The 21,301-nt window shown below is 71.0% G+C and carries 20 protein-coding genes; 7 read left to right on the top strand and 13 right to left on the bottom strand.

Annotation, left to right across the window (positions count from 1 at the left end):
• Positions 1-35: 35 nt before the first annotated feature.
• The 3 genes from UWG_RS0111070 to UWG_RS0111060 all read right to left on the bottom strand — a co-directional run bounded on the left by UWG_RS0111070 (position 36) and on the right by UWG_RS0111060 (position 4,555).
• Complete coding sequence (locus UWG_RS0111070) at positions 36-677, bottom strand: response regulator (RefSeq protein ID WP_016907274.1); 642 nt, start codon at positions 675-677, stop codon at positions 36-38.
• Positions 670-1,830 (bottom strand): GAF domain-containing sensor histidine kinase, encoded by a 1,161-nt coding sequence (locus tag UWG_RS0111065; RefSeq protein WP_016907273.1) that lies wholly within the window; start codon positions 1,828-1,830, stop codon positions 670-672. Before UWG_RS0111065 ends, UWG_RS0111070 begins: the two co-directional genes overlap by 8 nt.
• Positions 1,831-1,987: 157 nt before the next feature.
• Positions 1,988-4,555: an FHA domain-containing protein gene (locus tag UWG_RS0111060; RefSeq protein ID WP_106429951.1), complete on the bottom strand. Its 2,568-nt coding sequence runs from the start codon at positions 4,553-4,555 to the stop codon at positions 1,988-1,990.
• A gap of 416 nt (positions 4,556-4,971) precedes the next feature.
• On the opposite strand from UWG_RS0111060, the gene serB reads away from it, so the two are divergent.
• A complete protein-coding gene (serB, locus tag UWG_RS0111055; protein ID WP_237720052.1) occupies positions 4,972-6,282 on the top strand; it encodes a phosphoserine phosphatase SerB in 1,311 nt (436 codons plus the stop codon).
• A 9-nt stretch (positions 6,283-6,291) separates the two neighbouring features.
• Here the strand turns inward: serB and UWG_RS0111050 are convergent, their stop codons facing one another.
• The 4 genes from UWG_RS0111050 to UWG_RS0111035 form a co-directional block, all read right to left on the bottom strand.
• Complete coding sequence (locus UWG_RS0111050; RefSeq protein ID WP_016907270.1) at positions 6,292-6,807, bottom strand: SixA phosphatase family protein; 516 nt, start codon at positions 6,805-6,807, stop codon at positions 6,292-6,294.
• Positions 6,808-6,887: 80 nt separating this feature from the next.
• Positions 6,888-7,103 carry a hypothetical protein gene (locus UWG_RS0111045; protein WP_016907269.1) on the bottom strand — a complete coding sequence of 72 codons (216 nt, stop codon included), beginning with the start codon at positions 7,101-7,103 and terminating at the stop codon, positions 6,888-6,890.
• Between the two features lie 156 nt (positions 7,104-7,259).
• Complete coding sequence (locus tag UWG_RS33950) at positions 7,260-7,376, bottom strand: SGM_5486 family transporter-associated protein (protein ID WP_016907268.1); 117 nt, start codon at positions 7,374-7,376, stop codon at positions 7,260-7,262.
• Between the two features lie 63 nt (positions 7,377-7,439).
• Positions 7,440-8,759 carry a CynX/NimT family MFS transporter gene (locus UWG_RS0111035; protein ID WP_016907267.1) on the bottom strand — a complete coding sequence of 440 codons (1,320 nt, stop codon included), beginning with the start codon at positions 8,757-8,759 and terminating at the stop codon, positions 7,440-7,442.
• Positions 8,760-8,960: 201 nt separating this feature from the next.
• Between UWG_RS0111035 and UWG_RS0111030 the strand changes: the two genes are divergently transcribed.
• Positions 8,961-9,650 (top strand): FadR/GntR family transcriptional regulator, encoded by a 690-nt coding sequence (locus tag UWG_RS0111030; RefSeq protein WP_016907266.1) that lies wholly within the window; start codon positions 8,961-8,963, stop codon positions 9,648-9,650.
• Between the two features lie 50 nt (positions 9,651-9,700).
• Here UWG_RS0111030 and fabI read toward each other — a convergent pair whose 3' ends face one another.
• Complete coding sequence (fabI, locus tag UWG_RS0111025; protein WP_016907265.1) at positions 9,701-10,462, bottom strand: enoyl-ACP reductase FabI; 762 nt, start codon at positions 10,460-10,462, stop codon at positions 9,701-9,703.
• Positions 10,463-10,466: 4 nt separating this feature from the next.
• Positions 10,467-11,207: a 3-oxoacyl-[acyl-carrier-protein] reductase gene (gene fabG / locus UWG_RS0111020; protein WP_016907264.1), complete on the bottom strand. Its 741-nt coding sequence runs from the start codon at positions 11,205-11,207 to the stop codon at positions 10,467-10,469.
• A gap of 504 nt (positions 11,208-11,711) precedes the next feature.
• Between fabG and tyrS the strand changes: the two genes are divergently transcribed.
• From tyrS to UWG_RS0111005, 3 genes are all read left to right on the top strand, one after another.
• A complete protein-coding gene (gene tyrS / locus UWG_RS0111015) occupies positions 11,712-13,118 on the top strand; it encodes a tyrosine--tRNA ligase (RefSeq protein WP_016907263.1) in 1,407 nt (468 codons plus the stop codon).
• A gap of 131 nt (positions 13,119-13,249) precedes the next feature.
• Positions 13,250-13,603: a DUF3099 domain-containing protein gene (locus UWG_RS0111010; RefSeq protein ID WP_016907262.1), complete on the top strand. Its 354-nt coding sequence runs from the start codon at positions 13,250-13,252 to the stop codon at positions 13,601-13,603.
• Positions 13,604-13,814: 211 nt separating this feature from the next.
• Positions 13,815-14,051 (top strand): hypothetical protein, encoded by a 237-nt coding sequence (locus UWG_RS0111005; protein ID WP_016907261.1) that lies wholly within the window; start codon positions 13,815-13,817, stop codon positions 14,049-14,051.
• Between the two features lie 15 nt (positions 14,052-14,066).
• Here the strand turns inward: UWG_RS0111005 and moaA are convergent, their stop codons facing one another.
• The 3 genes from moaA to UWG_RS0110990 form a co-directional block, all read right to left on the bottom strand.
• On the bottom strand, positions 14,067-15,056 hold the full coding sequence (gene moaA / locus UWG_RS0111000) for a GTP 3',8-cyclase MoaA (RefSeq protein ID WP_016907260.1): 990 nt from the start codon (positions 15,054-15,056) through the stop codon (positions 14,067-14,069).
• Positions 15,057-15,235: 179 nt separating this feature from the next.
• The gene (locus UWG_RS0110995; RefSeq protein WP_016907259.1) at positions 15,236-16,885 is read right to left on the bottom strand and encodes a solute symporter family protein; all 1,650 of its coding nucleotides are present in this window, start codon (positions 16,883-16,885) and stop codon (positions 15,236-15,238) included.
• A complete protein-coding gene (locus UWG_RS0110990) occupies positions 16,882-17,187 on the bottom strand; it encodes a DUF485 domain-containing protein (RefSeq protein WP_016907258.1) in 306 nt (101 codons plus the stop codon). The genes UWG_RS0110995 and UWG_RS0110990 overlap by 4 nt, the downstream gene beginning before the upstream one ends.
• A 397-nt stretch (positions 17,188-17,584) precedes the next feature.
• Here UWG_RS0110990 and UWG_RS0110985 point away from each other — a divergent pair, with 397 nt between their 5' ends.
• Positions 17,585-19,075 (top strand): S8 family peptidase, encoded by a 1,491-nt coding sequence (locus UWG_RS0110985; protein ID WP_016907257.1) that lies wholly within the window; start codon positions 17,585-17,587, stop codon positions 19,073-19,075.
• 106 nt (positions 19,076-19,181) lie between these two features.
• On the opposite strand, the gene UWG_RS0110980 is transcribed toward UWG_RS0110985, so the two are convergent.
• Positions 19,182-20,081, bottom strand: a complete 900-nt coding sequence (locus tag UWG_RS0110980; RefSeq protein ID WP_016907256.1) for a sterol desaturase family protein — start codon at positions 20,079-20,081, stop codon at positions 19,182-19,184.
• A gap of 210 nt (positions 20,082-20,291) precedes the next feature.
• Between UWG_RS0110980 and UWG_RS0110975 the strand changes: the two genes are divergently transcribed.
• The coding region (locus UWG_RS0110975; protein ID WP_016907255.1) for a DEDDh family exonuclease at positions 20,292-21,301 on the top strand (1,010 nt) is incomplete at its 3' end.

The raw sequence follows: 21,301 nt of genomic DNA, 5'->3' as shown, positions 1-21,301 counted from the left end.
CCGCGCGGTCGCGCGCCGGGGCGGCCGTCGTCAACTCATCCGCCGATGCCGTGCCGTACCGCCCAGAGCGCCGCCTGGGTGCGGTCGGCGAGGTCGAGTTTCATGAGGATGTTGGAGACGTGCGTCTTGACGGTCTTCTCCGAGAGCACCAGCGCTTTCGCGATCTCGCGGTTGGAGCGACCGTCGGCGATGAGTTCGAGGACCTGGTCCTCGCGCTCGGTCAACGTCGGTGCGCGCCCGGCGGGTTGGCCCGCGTCCTCGTCGTGGAGGAGGGCGCCGGCCACCTCCGGCTGGAGGAGCACGTGGCCCGCGTGGACGGAGCGGATCGCGCCGGCGAGGGCCTCGGGATCGACGTCCTTGTAGACGTAGCCGGCGGCTCCGGCGCGCAACGCCGGGACCACCGTGCGCTGTTCGGTGAAGCTCGTCACCACGAGCACGCGCGCGGGGTTGCCCGACGCACGGAGCCCGCGGAGCGCATCGACGCCGTCGGTGCCGGGCATCTTCACGTCCATGAGCACCACGTCGGGCCTGAGCTCCTCGATGCGGGCGAGCCCCTCCTCGCCGTCTGCGGCCTCGCCGACGACCTCGATGTCGTCCTGGACCTCCAGAAACGTGCGCAAGCCCCGGCGTACGACCTGGTGGTCGTCGACGAGGAGCACGCGGATCACCTCAGCCACCTGGTACCTCCATTTCGATGACGGTGCCCCGGCCGGGCTCCGAGCGGACGTCGAGCCTTCCGCCCACCCCGTGCGCCCGGTCGCGCATGGAGACGAGGCCGAGGTGGCGGCCGGCGCCGTGCACGCCTGCGGGGTCGAAGCCGCGGCCGTCGTCGCGGACGGTGAGCACGGCGCCCGGGCCGCTGCGGAGCAGCGCGACGCCGACCTCGGTGGCGTCCGCATGGCGCAGTGCGTTGTGCATCGCTTCCTGAGCGACCCGCAGGAGCGCCTCCTCCTGCGCTGCCGGGAGGGCGCGCACCCCGTGCGACGAGAAGGTGACGGAGGCGGTGTGCGCACGGTCGAGGACCTGGGCCTGGGTGCGCAGGGTGGCGACGAGCCCGTCCTCGTCGAGAGCGGCCGGGCGCAGTTCGGTGACGACGGCGCGGAGTTCGTCGGCGGCCTGCGCGGAGAGCGCGGCCACCTCCTGGAGCTCCTCCTTGGCGCGGGCCGGATCGCGGTCGACGAGGGCGGCCGCCGCCTGCGCCGTGAGCCGCAGTGAGAAGAGCTTCTGCGCCACGGCGTCGTGGAGTTCGGTGGCGATGCGGGCGCGCTCGGAGGTGAGGGTGAGCTCACGGCTGCGCTCGTAGAGCCGTGCGTTGGTGAGCGCGATCGCCGCATGCTGGGCGAGGAGCGCGAGGAGCTCCTCGTCCTCCTCGGTGAAGCGGCAGCGCTTGCCCTCTTCGGCGGCGTCCGGAGCGTCGCTCGGGCATTCCTTGTTGGCGAGGAAGAGGGCGCCGAGGACCTGCTCGTCGTCGGCGATCGGCATGCCGAGGAAGTCGGAGAGGACAGGGTGGGCCCCGGGCCAGCCGCCGAAGCGGGGGTCCTCGCGGACGTCGGCGAGGCGCTGCGGTGTCGCCTCCTCGAGCATCGCGGCGAGGACGCCGTGCTGGCGCGGGAGCGGCCCGATCGCGCGCCACTGCTCCTCGCTGACGCCGGCGACGACGAACTGCGCGAAGCCGCCGTGGTCGTCGGGGACGCCGAGCGCCGCGTACCGGGCGCCGAGGAGCTCGCGCGCCGAGGCGACGATGGTCTGCAGCACGTCGCGCACCTCCAGCTGCCGGTTCATGGCGAGGAGCGCGGCGCTGACGGCCGAGAGCCCGGTTCGGGGGATCATCTCTGCACGCTACTCGGACAGGCGCGCGAGCGGGATCGGCCTGGAGTGCCCGCGGCCGGGACGCCGGTCCTAGGTCCGGGGTCGCAGTCGGCCGAGGGGGTCCCGACGCACGGGAGGCGACGTCCGCGGACGCCGCCTCCCGCTCATGCTCGCGCGGTCACTTCCGCATGACCTCCGGCTCGTGCCTGCGGAGCAGGCGCAGGACGAGGAAGGCGCAGGCGACGCCGATGAGGAGCAGGACGCCGAGGTCCAGGGCCCAGATGCCCACCGAGTGCTCCCAGAGCGGGTCGAGGTCGTCGGGGTTGCTGCGGTCCCACGGGACCATGAGGTGCGAGAGGTCGATCGTCGAACCCGTGACGGCGACGCCCCAGCGCGAGGGCATGAGCCAGGCGAGCTGCTCGACGCCGAGCGAGCCGTAGACCTGGAAGAGCACGCCCGTGAAGACGACCTGCACGATGGCGACCATCACCAGCAGCGGCATCGTCTTCTCCGACGTCTTCACCAGCGACGAGATGACGAGCCCGAGGGTGAGGGCGGTGAGGCCCAACGCGGTGAGACCGACGCAGAGTTCGAGCGCAGGCGGCATGAGGACGCCCTCGTCGGGGAGTTTGCGCGCGGGGAAGGCGATCACCGAGATGATCACTGCCTGGAAGGCGGTGATCACGCCGAGAACGATGATCTTGGACATCAGATAGGCCGAGCGCGAGAGACCGGTCGCCCGTTCCCGCTCGTAGATGACACGTTCCTTGATCAACTCGCGTACGGAGTTGGCGGAGCCGGTGAAGACCATGCCGACGACGAGGATGAGCAGGATCGTGCCGGCAGGCCCGTTGAAGCCTCTGTCCGGCGCGGAGAGCCCGGACGCTGCGGGGATCACCCTCGACACCCCGCCGATCACCGCGGGAAGGATCACCATCAGCGCGAGGAAGCCGCGGTCGGAGGCGATGACGGACGTGTACCGCCGCATCAGCGTCCAGAGCTGGGACAGCCAGCTCTGCGGCTTGTGGTGCTTGGCCGAGATCTCGGGCGCGCTTCCCGCGCCCGGGGCCATCGAGGCGTCGAGCTCGGCGGCGTACATCTGGTAGTGCTGCGAGCCCTGCCAGCGGCCCATCCAGTCGTGGTCGCGGTAGTTCTCGAAGGCCGAGAAGACGTCGGCCCAGCTTCCGTAGCCGAAGAAGTTGAGCGCTTCCTCCGGCGGGCCGAAGTACGCGACGCCGCCGCCGGGGGCCATCACCAGAAGCTTGTCGCACAGGCCGAGTTCGGCTACGGAGTGCGTGACGACCAGGACGGTACGGCCGTCGTCGGCGAGACCGCGCAGGAGCTGCATCACGTCGCGGTCCATGCCGGGGTCGAGCCCCGAGGTGGGCTCGTCGAGGAAGATCAGCGAGGGCTTCGTCAGCAGTTCGAGGGCGACGGAGACGCGCTTGCGCTGGCCGCCGGAGAGCGAGGTGATGCGCTTGTCGGCGTGGATGTCGAGCTTGAGTTCGGCGAGGACCTCCTCGACGCGCGCGTTCCGCTCCGCGTCGGCGACGTCGCCGGGGAAGCGGAGCTTGGCCGCGTACCGCAGCGCCGTACGTACCTTCAGCTCCTTGTGGAGGATGTCGTCCTGCGGTACGAGGCCGATGCGCTGCCGGAGTTCGGCGAAGTGCTCGTAGAGGTTGCGGTTGTCGTAGAGGACCTCGCCCTCGTCGGCCGGGCGGTAGCCGGTGAGCGCGCGCAGCAGCGTCGACTTGCCTGAGCCGGACGGGCCGATCACGCCGATCAGCGACTTCTCCGGAACCCCGAAGGTGACGTTGTCGAGGATCACCTTCCCGCTGTCGACCTTGACGGTCAGGTGGCGCGCGGAGAAGGAGACCTCGCCGGTGTCGACGAACTCCTCCAGACGGTCGCCGACGAGCCGGAAGGTGGAGTGGCCGACGCCGACCGTGTCCTGCGGGGTGATGACGACCGAGCCGGCCTTAGGCAGCAACTGGCCGTTCACGTAGGTGCCGTTGTGGCTGCCCAGGTCGTGGATCTCGAAGCGGCCGTCGGGGGTCGCCCTGAACTCCGCGTGGTGCCGGGAGACTTGGAGGTCCGAGACGACGAGCTCGTTCTCCAGCGACCGGCCGATCCGCATCACGCGCCCGAGCGAGAGCTGGTGGAAGCTGGTGGGGCTGCGGTCTCCCCCGCCCGTCGCCGGCTCCTGCCTCGGGGACGGCACCGGCTGCGCCATCTGCGGCTGCTGCGGGGCGGGTTGGCCCCACTGCTGCTCGGCGGGGTACGGCTGGCCCGGCTGCTGCGCGTGCAGGGGGGCGGCGGGCTGTCCGAAGCCCTGCTGCGGGTACGGCGCCTGCTGGGGATACGCCTCCGGCACCGGCTGGCCCTGCTGCTGCGCGCCCGGGGCGCCGACCTGCGCCGCGTACCCGCCGGGCTGCGCCGCTGCGGCGCCGGAAAGGGTGAGCCGCGGGCCGTCGGCGGCGTTGCCCAGGTTCACGCTCGTCCCGGGGGCGAGCTCAAGCTGCTGGATGCGCTGCCCCTGCGTGTACGTGCCGTTGGTGCTTCCGTGGTCCTCGAGGACCCAACTACGCCCGCCCCAGCGGACGGTGGCGTGCCGCCAGGAGACCCTGGCGTCCTCCACGACCACGTCGCCCTGGGGATCGCGACCCAGGGAGTATGCCCTGGACGGGTCGAGCGTCCAGGTCTGTCCGTTCAATTCCAGTACGAGTTCCGGCACTCCATGCCCCACAAAGTTGTCCCCCGAGGTACCCCCCGCTTGAGAGAGGGAGTCTAGGGATGGTGAACATCGTGGGGAACTATTCCAGGGAGCGGTGCCCGGCAGAAAGCCGGGCCGGAGGACGTGACGAGACCGGGACAGGGAAATCCGCACGGACCACGGCGGATCGGAGATCACGGACATCGACCACGGCCGCCCCGCCCTGACCGGGTGTGTTCAGTGCGGCTGCGGATACGCTGTGCACCGCATCCAGGACCCACCGCGACGGAGCCGTGGGCCACGTCGACCCGGACAGTTAACCGGCTCGCGGTGGGGGCACTCGTGACGCGGGGATGCGTCCCGGCCTGCACGAGGGCGTGCACGACGAGAGTGAGCGCCCCCACACCAGCCACAGGCTGCACAGCGGATACTGTGAGAAGACCATGACCATGTCGCTGGACACCCCGCCCTCGTACGCCGACACGCCGACCCTCCTCATCAAGATCTTCGGCAAGGACAGGCCCGGCATCACGGCCGGACTCTTCGACACCCTCGCTGCCTACGCGGTCGAGGTCGTGGACATCGAGCAACTCGTCACCCGCGGTCGCATCACCCTCAACGCGCTGGTGACCTCCCCGAGCCCGGCGATCGCCACCGAGGGCGAAGTGCGGGCGACCGTCCACGGCTGGGCGGAGTCGATGAAGCTGGAAGCGGAGATCATCTCCGGCACCGGCGACAACAAGCCCCGGGGCACCGGGCGTTCGCACGTCACCGTTCTCGGCCACCCCCTCACGGCGGAGTCCACGGCCGCCATAACGGCGAGCATCACCTCGACGGGCGGGAACATCGACCGCATCTTCCGCCTCGCCAAGTACCCCGTTCTCGCTGTGGAGTTCGACATCTCGGGCGCGGAAACCGGGGCGCTGCGCACCGCGTTGGCGCTGGAGGGCGTGCGCCGCGGTGTCGACGTCGCCGTGATGTCCTCGGGGCTGCGCCGCCGGGCGCGCCAACTCGTCGTCATGGACGTCGACTCCACCCTCATCCAGGACGAGGTGATCGAGCTCTTCGCCGCCTACGCCGACTGCGCCGACGAGGTCGCCGAGGTCACCGCGCGCGCGATGCGGGGCGAGCTCGACTTCGCGCAGTCGCTCCGCGCCCGCGTCGAGCTGCTCGCCGGACTCGACGCCTCGGTGGTGGAGAAGGTGCGCAGGGACGTCCGGCTGACGCCCGGCGCGCGGACGCTGATCCGCACCCTGAAGCGTCTCGGCTACCAGGTCGGCGTCGTCTCCGGTGGGTTCACGCAGGTCACAGATCCGCTCCAGGAAGAGCTCGGGCTCGACTTCGCCGCCGCCAACACGCTGGAGATCGTCGACGGAAAGCTCACGGGCCGCCTCACCGGCGGCATCGTCGACCGTGCGGGCAAGGCGCGGCTGCTGCGCAGGTTCGCGGCCGAGGCGGGCCTCCCCCTCGCCCAGACGGTGGCGATCGGCGACGGCGCCAACGACCTGGACATGCTCAACACGGCGGGCCTCGGCGTCGCGTTCAACGCGAAGCCCGTCGTGCGCGAGGCCGTCGACACCTCCGTCAACGTGCCCTTCCTCGACACCGTGCTCTACCTGCTGGGGATCACGCGCGAGGAGGTCGAGGCCGCGGACGGACAGGACGCCGGCACGCTCGCCGCGGAGGAACGGCTCCGCCTCGGCACCGGGGGTCAGGAGGACGAGCGCACGGGCGGCGCCGTCGCCGGCGCACCGCACTGAGGCGCGGCGCTACTCCTGCGGCGACCAGAAGTCGGTGAGCTCGGCCGACCCCGCCTCCAGCGACTTCCAGGAACCGGTGAACCGCAGCACCGCGATCGCGGAGGTGGGGAAGCCGCGCTCCAGCCGGGCGCGCGCTTCCTGGTCGGCGCCGCCCGCGAGCAGCCCCGCCACCGACTGCATGCCCGGGTTGTGGCCCACGACGAGGACGTTCTCCACGTCCTCAGGGGTCTCGTTGAGCACCTCGATGATCTGGCCAGGGGGCGCCTCGTAGAGCCGCTCCTCGTAGACGGTGCGGGGCCGGCGCGGGAACTGGTGGACGGCGAGCTTCCAGGTCTCGCGGGTGCGGGTGGCGGTGGAGCAGAGGGTCAGCTCCGGGAGCGGGCCGTGCTCGGCGAGCCACTCGCCCGTCTCGGGCGCCTCTCTGCGGCCCCGCTCCGCGAGGGGGCGCTCGTGGTCGGGGACCTCGGGCCAGTCCGCCTTGGCGTGCCTGAAGAGGACAATACTGCGGGACACGTCGACGCTCATGTCTCCCAGCTTCGCACGAAACGGCCGCTGCGGCGCGGGGTGTTGGGCACCCTTCCCGCTCGGGCGCACGACCGCGGGAGCTACAGGAGCACCTCGTAGACCCTGGCGAGCACTTGCGCCACCAGGGAGCCGGCGGAGGCGGACTCGGCGGCGCGGGCCTCCCCCGAGCCGACGAGCAGCGTCAGCAGCGCGAAGGCGGCGGCGGGCAGCGTCAGGGCCCACCAGGGAAGCCGGCGCTGCCGCGGCGCAGGGGCCGGGTCGCCGTCGGTCGCGGCGGTCTGCGCGGTGGCCGGCATGGGGCTCGCCTCCGGGTCTTCGCTGCCTGGACGGACGGTCCGCCCACGCTCCACGACGCTACGGACCCGCGGGGCCGTGCCCCATCCGGTGACCCACCCAGTTCCCCCTGAGCCGGACCCCCTAGGGGACGGTGGGGAGAACCCCACCGTCCGCGGTCACGGCGAGACGACGCTTGCGACGACCGCGATCACGACCGTCAGCAGCAGCATCGCGCCGAGGATCAGGAGGAACTTCCGCTGGCCGTTCTTCGGGTTCGGTTCGAGGACTGGCATACGGGCAGTCTCGCACCCGGCGCGCGGGAGGCCCGCACCGGCCGCGCTCTCCTGCGCCCGGCGTCATCTCCCGTCCTCGATCACACGGTTGCGGCCCGCCAGCACCCCTGTCGCCATCTGCGCGACGAGGAGCGCGGCCATCACGATCAGCGGGATGCGCCAGCCGCCGGTGGCGCCGTTGAGAGCGCCGACGAGGAGCGGGCCGGGGATGGAGAGGAGGTACCCGGTGCTCTGTGCGAAGGCCGAGAGGCGGACGACGCCCGCGTGCGAGCGGGCGCGCATCCCGATCATCGTGAGGGCGAGCGGGAAGGCGCAGTTGGAGACGCCGAGCACCAAGGCCCACAGCCATGCCCCGCCGACGGGCGCGAAGTACAGCCCGGCGTATCCGGCGAGCCCGCACACCCCCAACAGCAGGACGAGCGGTCCCTGGTGGCGCATCCGGGCGGCCGCCCTCGGCAGGACGAAGGCGAGCGGGATGCCCATGCCCATCGTCACGGCGACAAGGAGGCCGGCCGTCGGCGCCGCGACGCCGGAGTCGCGGTAGATCTGCGCCATCCACCCCATCGTGATGTAGGCAGCCGACGCCTGGAGCCCGAAGAAGAGGGCGAGCGCCCACGCGGTCGGCGAGCGCACGACCCGCACCCGCGCCTCCGGCTCGGTGCCGGGCCGCTCGTCGGCCTTCGGCTCGCGGCCCGATCCTGAGGTGATCCTGATCGCGCCCCACACGGCGACGCCGACCACTCCGAGCACCGCCCAGGCACCGATGCCGAGGCGCCAACTGCCGCCGAGCGCCTCGGTCATGGGCACGGCGATCGCCGCCGAGCCGGAGGTACCGACGGCGAGCGCCATCGAGTACAGCCCCGTCATGGAGCCGACCTTGTCGGGGAACCAGTGCTTGACCACCACCGGCATGAGCACGTTGCTCACCGCGATGCCGACGAGGGCGAGGACGCTCGCGGCGAGGAAGCTCACGGTGTCGGGCGCGACGGCGCGCAGCAGCAGCCCTAGCAGGACCGACGCCATGCCGAGCAGGAGGACGGAGGCCGGCCCCCAGCGCCTCGCCAGACGCGGCGCGAGCCCGCCGAAGGCGGCGAAGCAGGCGGGCGGCAGCGAGGTGACGAGCCCGGCAACGGTGGGGTTCATCCCGAGCCCGACGCGTACCTCTTCGAGTAGCGGACCGAGCCCGGAGATGGCGGGGCGCAGATTGAGCGCGGCGACGACCATGCCGACGACGACGAGCGTGCGAACTCTGCGCGCCCGTGCCGGACTCGGCGTTTTCCCGCCGGTCTCGCTCGGGGGTGCGGCGGCCGTCGCGGGGCTGGTGGGCTCGTCGGTGGGCGTCGTGCGGAGCCGGGTCGGCGTCTCGTCGTCTGCGGTGGGCATACAGCCATCATAGAATCATGGGATGAATCCAGGGCAAGCCGGTTCCGCGCGGCGGACACGCCGGGTACGAGCGGAGGGCGCAGGCGGCGCGGCGGGGCGCCGCCGCTGCTGCGTACCCTTCCCGCGAGGACGCCGGCGCCGCCCGCCGCCGGCGGAACAGCAGGACCGCCGCTTCCAGCCACGTGAAGACCCGGAGACCCCATGCCACTGCCGTCGCCGCACCGCTCAGCCCTCGCCGACCAGGTCATCAACACCCTCCGGCAGCAGATCAGTTCGGGCGAGTGGCCGGTCGGCTCGCGCATCCCGACCGAACCGGAGCTCGTCGCGGAACTCGGCGTCGCAAGGAACACGGTCCGCGAGGCGGTGCGCGCGCTCGCGCACAACGGCCTGCTCGACATCCGGCAGGGTTCGGGGACGTACGTCGTCGCCACCAGCGAACTCGCCGGGGTGATGCACCGCAGGTTCAGGGAAGCCGACCCGGGCCACATCGCGGAGATGCGCTCGGCGCTGGAGACCACGGGCGCGAGACTCGCCGCCGACCGGCGCACGGAGCGGGACCTGCGCCAGCTCGAAGCGCTCCTCGCACGGCGCGAGGCGGCGTGGGACTCCGGGAACGTCGAGCGGTTCGTCGAGGCGGACGCAGGGCTGCACCTCGGCGTCGTCTCGGCCTCCCACAACGAGGTGCTCACCGCGGTCTACGCGGACCTCGGCGACGTGATGCGCGCCTACCTGCGGCACGACGTCGGCGAGGAGCTGCGCCCCGAGGCGCACATGGACCACGCCCGGCTCGTCGCCGCGGTGCGCGAGGGCGACGCGGAGGCCGCCGCCCTCGAGGCGGCCTCGCACACGGCGGAGTGGCGGCCGGCGGAGCGGGAGTTGAGCGGCGGCTGAGCAGGGCGAGCGCCGCCCACCCCGCGGGGGCGGACGGCGCTCGCGGCGGGTCAGGCACCCATCATGTGCACGCCGCCGTCGACGTGGACGATCTCGCCCGTCGTCCGGGGGAAGAAGTCGGAGAGCAGCGCGACGACACCGCGTCCTGCGGGCTCCGGGTCGGTGAGGTCCCAGCCGATCGGGGCCCGGTGGTTCCACACGTCGGCGAGCTCCTCGAAGCCCGGGATCGACTTGGCGGCCATCGACTTGATCGGTCCGGCCGAAACCAGGTTGCAGCGCACGTTCTGCTCGCCGAGGTCGCGCGCGAGATAGCGGCTCGTCGACTCCAGGGCGGCCTTGGCGACGCCCATCCAGTCGTACTTCGGCCACGCGGTCTGCGCGTCGAAGGTGAGGCCGACGACCGAGCCGCCCTGCGGCATCAGCGGCAGCGCGGCCGTCGTCAGCGACTTCAACGAGAACGCCGAGACCTCCACCGCCGTGCCGACGTCCTCCCACTTCGCGTTGAGGAAGTCGAAGGCGCCCTCGGGGCCGAAGGCGATGGAGTGCACGACGCCGTCGAGGCCGTCGACGTGCTCGCGGACGCGGTCGGCGAGGGTGTCGAGGTGCTCCTGGTCGGTCACGTCGAGCTCGATCACCGGCGCCTCCTTCGGCAGCCGCTTGGCGATCCGCTGCACCAGGGAGAGACGGCCGAAGCCGGTGAGGACGACCTCGGCGCCCTCCTCCTGCGCCACCTTGGCGGCGTGGAAGGCGATCGAGCCGTCCGTGATCACACCCGTGACGAGGATGCGCTTGCCAGCGAGGATTCCGCTCATTTCTTCAGTGACCCATGCCCAATCCGCCGTCGACGGGAATGACGGCTCCGGTGATGTACGCGGCTTCGTCGGAAGCCATGAAGCGCACGGAGGAGGCGACCTCCTCCGGTTGCGCGTAACGCCCCATCGGCACCTGCTTGACGATGTCCTCGCGCTGCTCCTCGGTGAGCGCCTGCGTCATGTCGGTGTCGACGAAGCCGGGCGCGACGACGTTGCAGGTGATGTTCCTCGAGCCGAGTTCGCGCGACAGGGAGCGGGCGAAGCCCACGAGTCCCGCCTTGGAGGCCGCGTAGTTGGCCTGCCCCGCCGAGCCCAGCAGGCCGACCACCGAGGAGATCAGCACGATGCGGCCCTTGCGGGCACGGAGCATGCCGCGGGAGGCGCGCTTGACGACGCGGTAGGTGCCGGTGAGGTTGGTGTCGACGACCGAGGCGAAGTCCTCCTCGGACATCCGCAGCAGCAACTGGTCGCGGTTGACACCGGCGTTGGCGACGAGCACCTCGACCGGGCCCTGGGCCTCCTCGACCTCCTTGAACGCCTGGTCGACCTGCTCGGCATCGGTGATGTCGCACTTGACGGGGGTGCACCCCAACTCCAGCAGCTCGGCCGGAGGCTCGCCCGAGCGGTAGGTGAAGGCGACCCTGTCCGCCTCGCCCTCGCTGCCCCTGCCCGCCTGCGCGAAGGCGCGCGTGATGGCGAGGCCGATCCCGCGGTTGCCTCCGGTGACCAGTACTGAGCGGCTCAAGGAGGACCACCCTTTCTGCGAGTCTTCTGCGAGGGGCCGAGGGGCAGGCGGCCCCGGTCCGGCCTCAACGCCCTGTCGTCATGGGCTGGCTTGGCGCGGTCGCCGTGCGGCCCCTTGCGCGGGGGCGTGCGCCGGCGGCGCGGGTGAGCGGTGCGTGGGAGCACCGCGACCACGCCCAGGGGAAACCTATCGGTCGTCGGGAGCGGCGACGGAAGCGGCCGGTGACAGCAGGCTCAGCCACCTCCTGTGGAATCCCTACAGTCGTCAGTCAAGGCTGACGGCGGCCCCTCGCACGTCGCGGGGGCGGCCACGAGGACTGCAGGCAGCGGCAGTTGTCGTGGTCCAGAGGCAGGCGCCCCGTCGCGCACCGGGGAAACCGGCTGGCCGGAAGGGCACGCAGCGGCGAGAATCCTCCGCGGGGAGCGGTCGGCCGCATGACGAGGCCGTCGGGCGACGCACATAGACTCTCCCCGACCCATCCGTACCGATACACAGGACAGTGACGTGACACGCCTCGGCGACTCCGTACAGCGCGCCAGTGAACTGCTGGCACAGGACCTCTCCGCAGAGGAGACCATCGAGCGGCTGCTGGAGGAGACCGGGTCGCGGCGGTATCTGGACCTCGGGGACCTCTCGCCGCAGGAGCAGGCGGCGCTGGTCGCCTCGCGCACCGTCGATCTGCTCCCGTCGGAGGAGCAGCTCGCCGAGCGGATCGAGAAGCGCAGGGCCGAGGGTCGCGGTCTCCACGTCAAGCTGGGCATCGACCCGACGGCGGCCGACGTCCACCTCGGCCACGCGGTCCCGCTGATCGTGCTCAGCCGCTTCCAGCGCATGGGCCACGACGTCACCCTGATCATCGGCGACTTCACAGCGAAGATCGGCGACCCCTCGGGGCGCACCGCCGAGCGTCCGCCGCTCACCGACGAGGACATCGCACGCCACCTCGCCGGCTACCAGGACCAGGTGAAGCCGTTCTTCGACTTCGAGAAGGTCGGCTTCCGCCACAACAGCGAGTGGCTCGGCGACTTCACCTTCGGCCAGCTCCTCAGCCTGCTCTCCCAGATCCCCGCCTCCTCACTGCTCCAGCGCGAGGATTTCCGCAACCGGCTCGCCGACGGTTCGGGGCTCACCATGTCCGAACTCCTCTACCCGGTCGCCCAGTCGCTCGACTCGGCCGAACTCGGTGACGACGTGGAGCTCGGCGGCGTCGACCAGTTGCTCAACCTCCAGATGGGCCGCCGCGTCATGGAGGCGTACGGCCAGCAGCCGCAGCTCGTCGCGACGCTGCCGCTCGTCGAGGGCACGGACGGCTCGGGCGCCAAGATGTCGAAGTCGAAGGGGAACTACGTCGGCCTCCAGTCCACGCCGCAGGACGTCTTCGGCAAGATCATGTCCATCCCGGACCGGTTGATGGTGCCGTACCTCCGCGCCTGGACGGAGTGGACGGACACCGAGATCGCGGCGGTCGAGGCGCGCGTCGCGGAGCGGTCGGTGCACCCGATGGACCTCAAGCGGATCGTGGCGGGCGAGGTCGTCACCGCCCTGTACGGGGTGCGCGAGGCGATGGCGGCGCGCGAGCAGTTCGCCGCGCAGTTCTCGCGGAAGTCGTTCTCCGACGTCGGCTCGCTGCCGAGCGTCGGGCTCGCCGAACACGGTGGGGACGGGATCGCCTCGGTCCTCACCAAGGTGCTGGAGTTCACGCCGAGCGCCTCGGGTGCCCGGCGCCTCGCGAAGCAGAACGGGCTGCGGCTCGTCGTCGAACCGGCGGAGGGAGAGCAGCGCACCGTGGTGCTCGGCGAGCCGGACGTGCTGCGTCCGCTCGGCGAGGTCGTCCGCGAGCAGGTGCCCGAGGGCGGTGCGGCCGTCTACCTCAAGGCGGGGCGGAAGCTCGCCGTCGTCGCCGGGGTGTAGCTCCCGGGGCGCCTCCGCGTGCCGGTGCCTGCCCCTGTATGGGCCGGTTGTCGCGGGCGGCGTACCGTGAGAGCAGACCCGGTCGCTCGGGGCGGCCGGAGCGGAACCACAGTGAGCAGGTGAGGAGCGCGATGCCCAAGCAGGGGAGCGCGGAGGTCTTCCGGATCACGGGTGCCCGCAAGGGACTTGACGAGGACGTGCGGGGCAGACAGCGCCGCTACGTCATCTCCATGCTCGCCCGCACCCTCGCCGTGGTCCTCACCATCGTGCTCTGGGACGTCGAACGACCGCTCGCCGTCGGCACGTTGGTCCTCGGCATGCTGCTGCCGTACGTGGCGGTGGTCGTCGCCAACGCCGGGCGGGAGAACGCGCCCTCGCTGCCGTCCTCGATCGTGCCGACGCCCTACCGCACCGAGCTGCCGCCGTCCCAGACCCGTCCGGAGAGCGCACAGAGCACCAACGGGCCCGCAGACGGCCCGCGTTGACCTGGCTCTTCCTCGAAAGCTCAGGAAAAGCTCAGATCAATCATGCGGTTCCGGTGCACCGCACAGGGTCCGCCATGCCATACTTCAGGAGCGCTCCGCATCCCCCGTCGGAGCGACTGACCGACGCCGGGCGGCTCCCCCCGTGGCTGCCCGGCGTCGTTTGTCTCCACCCCGGTTCGGGTGGGCGCACCGGCGCGGGGATGATGGAAGCGTGTTCCCCTCCTCTGCCGAAGGCCCCGAATCCCCTGTCTGCTCCACCAAGGGCTGCCGTGCCGCTGCCGTCTGGGTGCTCGCCTGGAACAACCCGAAGCTGCACACGCCGGAGCGCCGCAAGACCTGGCTCGCCTGCGAGGAGCACCGCGAGTACCTCGCCAAATTCCTCGGCGCTCGCGGGTTCCTCAAGGACGTCGTTCTCCTGACGGAATGGCACGAACCGGGCGCCGACTGACGCGCCGCCCCGGCTTCACCCGCCGATCGCCGACATCGGGCGCTGCGGCTGGACGAAGGACGGGTCGTCGATCCCGGCGCCGGCCTTCTTCCCCCACATCGCCTTGCGCCAGAGCTCCGCGACGTGTTCGTCCGAGGCGCCCTCGCGGAGGGCTCCGCGCAGGTCCGACTCCTCGGTCGCGAAGAGGCAGGTGCGTACCTGGCCGTCGGCCGTGAGCCTGGTGCGGTCGCAGGCCCGGCAGAAGGGGCGGGTGACGGAAGCGATCACGCCCACGCGCTGGGGGCCGCCGTCGACGATCCAGCGCTCGGCCGGTGCGGAGCCGCGGGCCTCGTCGGGTTCGGGATCCAGGCGGAAGCGGGAGCGCAGGGAGGCGAGGATGTCGCCCGCGGTGATCATCCCCTCGCGCTGCCAGCCGTGCTGGGCGTCGAGCGGCATCTGCTCGATGAAGCGGAGCTCGTACCCGTGCTCGACGGCCCAGGCGAGCAGCTCCGGGGCCTCGTCCTCGTTGAGTCCTGGCATGAGGACGGTGTTGACCTTCACCGGTTCCAGTCCCGCCTCCTTCGCCGCGCGGAGGCCGGCGAGGACATCGGCGTGCCGCTTGCGGCGGGTGAGGCGGTGGAAGACCTCGGGGTCGAGGGTGTCGAGGGAGATGTTGATGCGGTCGAGGCCGGCGGCGGCGAGGGCCTGCGCCGTGCGTTCCAGGCCGATGCCGTTGCTGGTCAGCGAGAGCTTCGGCCGCGGCTCCAACTCGGCGCAGCGGCCGACGATTTCGACGAGTCCCCGGCGCAGCAGCGGCTCACCGCCGGTGAACCGGACCTCCTCGACGCCCAGGCGGGTGACGGCGATGCGCACGAGCCGCACGATCTCGTCGTCGCTGAGCAGGGAGGGCTTCTCCAACCACTGCAGCCCCTCTTCGGGCATGCAGTAGGTGCAGCGCAGGTTGCAACGGTCGGTGAGCGAGACGCGCAGATCGGTGGCCTTGCGTCCGTATGTGTCGAGCAGCATGCAGGCAGCCCCTCCCACGGGTGTGGTGCACTGCCCGGCACATTACGTGACGGCACCGACAGGCGACACGCCCGTCCTCCTCCCGGACGCCCGCGACCTGCGGGGAGACGGGCGGCATGGCCGCCAACACGCGGCCGGCGCCCCCGACTCGGGGCCGCCGGCCGGTGCGGTTCGCGGGCTCAGTGAGCGCCGGTACCGGTCATGGAGCGCACCTCCAGCTCGGCGTACTTCTCGCCCTGCGCCGCCTCGTCCTTCGACCAGAGGGCGCCGAGGAAGCCGGCGAGGAAGCCGACCGGGATGGAGATCAGGCCGGGGTTCTCCAGCGGGAACCAGGAGAAGTCGACGCCGGGGAACATCGAGCTCTCCGCTCCCGAGACGACGGGCGAGAAGAAGACCAGCCCGACGGAGCTGACGAGCCCGGCGTAGATCGACCACAGGGCGCCTCTGGTGGTGAACCGCTTCCAGAAGAGGCTGTAGAGGATCGTCGGCAGGTTCGCCGAGGCGGCGACGGCGAAGGCGAGGGCCACGAGACCCGCGACGTTGAGGTTGCCCGCGAAGATGCCGAGAGCGATCGCGACGCAGCCGATGAGCACGGCGGAGACCCGGGCCGCCTTCACCTCCTCTTTCTCCGACGCCTTGCCCTTGCGGATGACGTTGGCGTACAGGTCGTGCGCGAACGACGAGGACGAGGCGAGGGTGAGCCCCGCGACCACCGCGAGGATCGTCGCGAAGGCGACGGCCGAGATCATGGCGAGCAGGACAGCGCCGCCCGTCGAGTCGGCGCCGCCGCCGATCTCCTGGGCCAGCAGCGGCGCCGCCGTGTTACCCGCCGCGTTGGAGTCGGTGATCGTCTTGGGGCTGAGCAGCGCCGCGGCGCCGAAGCCGAGCGCGATCGTCATCAGGTAGAAGACGCCGATGATGCCGATCGCCCAGAGCACCGACTTCCGGGCCGCCTTGGCGGTCGGAACGGTGTAGAAGCGGATCAGGATGTGCGGCAGCCCCGCGGTGCCGAGGACGAGCGCGATGCCGAGCGAGAGGAAGTTGATCTTCGACGTGGCGTCGGCGCCGTACTGGAGCCCCGGCTCCAGGAAGGACGCGCCCTTTCCGCTCGTCTCCGCTGCCGCACCGAGGAGTTCGGAGACGTTGTAGCCGTACTTGTGGAGGACGAGCACGGTGATGATCAGGGTGCCGACGATGAGGAGGCACGCCTTGATCATCTGGACCCAGGTCGTCCCCTTCATGCCGCCGATGGTCACGTAGAGGATCATCACGACGCCCACAAGGACCACGATCAGGTTCTTGCCCGCCTCGCCCGTGATCCCGAGGAGCAGCGCGACGAGCGCACCGGCGCCGACCATCTGCGCGAGGAGGTAGAAGATCGAGACGATGATCGTCGAGATGCCGGCAGCCGTGCGCACCGGGCGCTGCCGCATCCGGTAGGCGAGGACGTCGCCCATGGTGTAGCGCCCGGAGTTGCGGAGCGGCTCGGCGACGAGGAGCAGCGCGACGAGCCAGGCGACGAGGAAGCCGATGGAGTAGAGGAAGCCGTCGTATCCGTAGAGGGCGATGGCGCCCGCGATGCCGAGGAAGGACGCGGCCGACATGTAATCGCCGGAGACGGCGAGGCCGTTCTGGAAGCCGCTGAACTGGCGGCCGCCGGCGTAGAAGTCGGTGGCGTCCTTGGTCCTGCGCCCCGCCCACACCGTGATCACCAGGGTGATGACGACGAAGACCGAGAAGAGTGTGATGATCAGCGGCCGGTGCTCGGAGGCGCCTTCGGCGGCCGCCAACTGCACGGCGGGTGTGGCGAGTTGGTAAGTGGCGCTCATGCGTCCCCCCGCGTGCCGTGCTCGGACTCAAGACGGTTCTTGATCGCCTCGCCCTTGGGGTCGATCTTCGCCGCCGCGAAGCGCGAGTACCACCAGGCGATCAGGAAGGTGGTGACGAACTGGGCCAGACCGAAGACGAAGGCGACGTTGACGTTGCCGACGACCTTGGTGCCCATGAACCCGCCCGCGTAGTTCGAAAGCAGGACGTACAGCACGTACCAGATGACGAAAGCAATGGTGAGCGGAAAGACGAACGTGCGGTACGTGCGGCGCAGTTCGCCGAACTCCTGGCTCTGCTGCACTTCCGTGTAATCCGGTCCCGGCCGCTCCGGCGGCCCGGAGCTCCCTTGCTCTGGGGCGGTGTCCACAGTGACTCCAGACGGATCGTTAGGTGGGGATAAGCTGACTACCAGTACGCCTCTCGCAACTCGGGCCCCATCGAGTGCAGTTGAGAAGAGGCCCGGCTGCTCGGTGACGCGCATCGTAGGTCCGCGACGGGCGTGGCAACAGGGGTTTGTTGTTGATACGCGGAAGACACATCGCTGCGGTACACCCCCGTCACACACACCTCGATCTTTCCTTCGCTATCCGTTGCTGTTTCACACCTCACAGCGATAAGTTCCCTCGTCTGTGGACAAGTTCAGACGACATGGAGACCCCGTGGATTCCAGACCTTCCAGACGTAGACGCGCCCTGGCGATGCCGCTCGGGCTCGCGCTGACGGCCACGCTCGGCCTGACCGGAGCGGCTGCCGCCAGCGCGCAGGGGTCGGCGGACGCCGCGCCCGCCAAGACCGGCGAGAAGCTGAGCTACGTCGTCAACACCGGTACGGACGCGCGTACCGTCAAGCGCGTCGAGAAGGAGGTCGCCGCAGGCGGCGGAAGCGTCGTCGCGACGTACCAGAAGATCGGCGTGATCGTCGCGCATTCGGCGAACCCGAAGTTCGGCGAGGAGATGCGCGCCCTCGACGACGTCGACTCCGCCGGAGCGACGCGCACGGCCCCGCTCAAGGCCGCGGGGACGACCGACGTCGGCAAGCCGAAGTTCGTCGACGAGTCCAAGGCAGCCGCCACCGCCAAGGCGAAGGCCGCTGGCGAGGAGCCGCTCGAATCGCTCCAGTGGGACAAGCGCGCCCTCAAGGCCGACGAGGCGAACAAGATCAGCGAGGGCAGCAAGAAGGTCACCGTCGGCGTCATCGACACCGGCGTCGACGACACGCACCCGGACCTGGCGCCCAACTTCGCGGCGAAGCAGTCCGCCAACTGCGTCGGCGGCAAGGCCGACACCTCCAAGGGCGCCTGGCGCCCCTACGACAAGGCCGAGGACTACCACGGCACGCACGTCGCGGGCATCATCGCCGCGGCGCGCAACGGCCAGGGCGTCGCCGGCGTCGCGCCGGGCGTCAACGTCGCGGCGATCAAGGTGAGCGAGCCGACCTCGTCGCTCTTCTACGCCGAGGCCGTCGTCTGCGGCATGGTCTTCGCCGGCGACAACGGCATCGACGTCACCAACAACAGCTACTACGTCGACCCCTGGCAGTTCACCTGCCAGGACCAGGACGACCAGAAGGCGATCTTCGACGCGGTCAACCGCGCCACGCGCTACGCCGAGGACAAGGGCACCGCGCACGTCACCTCGGCGGGCAACTCCTCGCTGGACCTGGCGGCGCCCGAACTCGCCGACGACACCAGCCCCAACGACTCGGAGCCGGTCGACCGCACCGTCGACACCTCGGTCTGCAAGGACCTGCCCGCGCAGCTCTCCAACACGGTGTCGGTGGGCGCGTCCGGCGCGGAGAACCTCAAGTCGTACTACTCCAACTACGGCATGGACGAGATCGACGTCACCGCCCCCGGCGGTGACCGCCGCTACCAGGCGCCCGAGGCCCCCGCGAAGGACGGCGGCGTCCTCTCGACGATGCCCGACGGCGAGTACGCGTACCTCCAGGGCACCTCGATGGCCGGCCCGCAGGTCGCCGGCGTCACGGCGCTGCTGAAGAGCGAGCACCCGAAGTCCAGCCCGCAGGAGCTGCGTTGGCTGCTGAAGGCGCAGGCGGAGACCCTCCCCTGCCCCGAGGACTACGACCCGGACGGCGAGGGCACCTACGCCGCCGAGTGCACGGGTCTGCCCGGCAGCAACAGCTTCAACGGCCACGGCCTCGCGGACGCGCTCGCCGCGGTCACCGAGTGACGGTCTGAACACCCCGGTCTCCGGGGAGCACCACAGCGGAGGGGTGGAGCCACGGCTCCGCCCCTCCGTCGCACGTCGAACACTCTTGCGCCGCAAGGCGGTTGACTCAGCCTCCCGCCGGCCCCTGCTCGGCCCGCGGCGCCGCAGCAGCGACCTCGACGGGCCGCGCCCGGACCGTCGGCTGCCACCCGGGCCCGCGGAAGAGCCGCCCGGCGCGCTCCCGCCAGCCGTGCGCCGCACGCAGGTCGCGGCCGATGGCGACGTACTCGTGGGTGGCCACGCGCAGCGGATTGTAAGTGTCGATGTTCTTCGTCAGGCCGTAGACGCACGGCTCGGTCTCCGGCGCGAAGCTGCCGAAGAGGCGGTCCCAGACGATGAGGATGCCGCCGAAGTTCCGGTCCAGGTAGCCGCCTTGGGACGCGTGGTGCACACGGTGGTGCGACGGCGTGTTGAAGAGCCGTTCGACGGGGTGCGGAAGCCTCCCCACCCGCTCGGTGTGCACCCAGAACTGGTAGACGAGGTTGGCCGAGGAGCAGAAGGCGAGGGCGGCCGGGTGGACGCCGAGCGCGATCAGCGGCAGGTAGAACGGCCAGACGCTCCAGCTCGTCCACGGCTGCCGGAGCGCGGTGGTGAAGTTGAACTTCCGGCTGGAGTGGTGGACGACGTGACAGGCCCACAGGATGCGCACGACGTGGTGGCCGCGGTGCGACCAGTAGTAGAAGAAGTCCTGGGCGAGCAGCATCAGCGGCAGCGACCACCACGCGATCGGCGCCCGCAACGGGGTGAGTTCGTACACGGCGGCGTAGATCGCGACGATCGGTATCTTCCACAGCGCGTCGAAGACGAGGCTTCCCAGCCCCATGGTGACGCTGGTGGCGGCGTCCTTGGCCTCGTATCCGGCGGCGTCCTCGTCGGGGCGGAGCCGGTGGCCGACCATCTCGACCACGGTGAGGAGGACGAAGGCGGGAACCGACCAGAGCACGACATCGGGCAGGTTGGCTGGCATGCCAGCACGGTAGAGCCGCTTCCTGCGCCTCCACCAGGGGTCGTTACCGAGGAGTACGGAATCGTCTCCGCCGCCGACGAACGCCCGTGCGTCCGCCCGGAGTTGACCGTGGCGCACGGGCGCGCGACGGTACGCCGCACGACCGCCACCTCGCCCGTGCGAGGGGCGGGGGTGCGGCACTGTCAGTAGCGCCCCGTATTCTCTGGGACCATGCTCGACAAGCACACGGCACCCTCCGAAGGGACGGCCCCCCGCACCGTCCCCGCGCAGCCCGCCGCCCCGCGCTGGCCCGCGGCCTACCCGCACGGCTACGCGGTCGTGGACGTCGAGACCACCGGCCTGGCCAAGGACGACCGCATAGTCTCCGCTGCCGTCTACCGCGTCGACGCCAGAGGCGAGATCGAGGACCACTGGTACACACAGGTCAACCCGGAACGCGATCCCGGGCCCACCTGGATTCACGGCCTCACCGCCGAAGAGCTCGCCGGCGCCCCGCGGTTCGCCGAGATCGCAGAGGAGTTCGCCGAACGCCTCGCCGACCGCGTCCTCGTTGCGCACAACGCCGTCTTCGACTGGTCGATGATCGCCCGCGAGTTCGCGCGAGCGAAGCGGACGGCGCCGGTCAACCGTCGCCTGTGCACCATCGCGCTCTCCAAGGAGCTCCGACTGCCGCTCCCCAACCACAAGTTGGAGTCGCTCGCCGCACACTTCGGTGTCGTCCAGCAGCACGCGCACCACGCCCTCGACGACGCCCGCGTGCTCGCCGAGGTCTTCCGCCCCAGCCTCCACCAGGCTGCGGCGCAGGAAGCGCAGTTGCCGCTCCTCGCCTGCCGCCCCCTCACCGAGTGGTCGGACCCGGTCGTCCGCGGCACCTCCAGCGGCGGGCGCCCGTACGGCCACGGCTGGCGCCCGTCGAGGAAGCGCCCCGCCTGCCCCTATCCCAACCCGGGGCGGTATCAGCCGGGCGGCTGCCTCGTCCAGGGGATGCGGGTGGCGATCTCCGGTGACACCACCGTCGACCGCGAGCTCCTGGAGGATCGCGCGATCGAGGCCGGGCTGCACATCTCGGGCAGCGTCTCGCGCCTCACCAGCCTCCTCGTCACCAACGACCCCGAGGCCGCCACCTCCAAGACGACGAAGGCCCGCACCTTCGGCACCCCCGTCGTCGACGAGGCCGCGTTCAGTCAACTCCTTCAGACGGTGGCCCCAGCGCCGAGCCG

It is taken from the genome of Streptomyces xiaopingdaonensis, assembly GCF_000262345.1.
Classification (GTDB): domain Bacteria; phylum Actinomycetota; class Actinomycetes; order Streptomycetales; family Streptomycetaceae; genus Streptomyces; species Streptomyces xiaopingdaonensis.
This window is presented reverse-complemented; position numbering and strand designations above follow the sequence as displayed.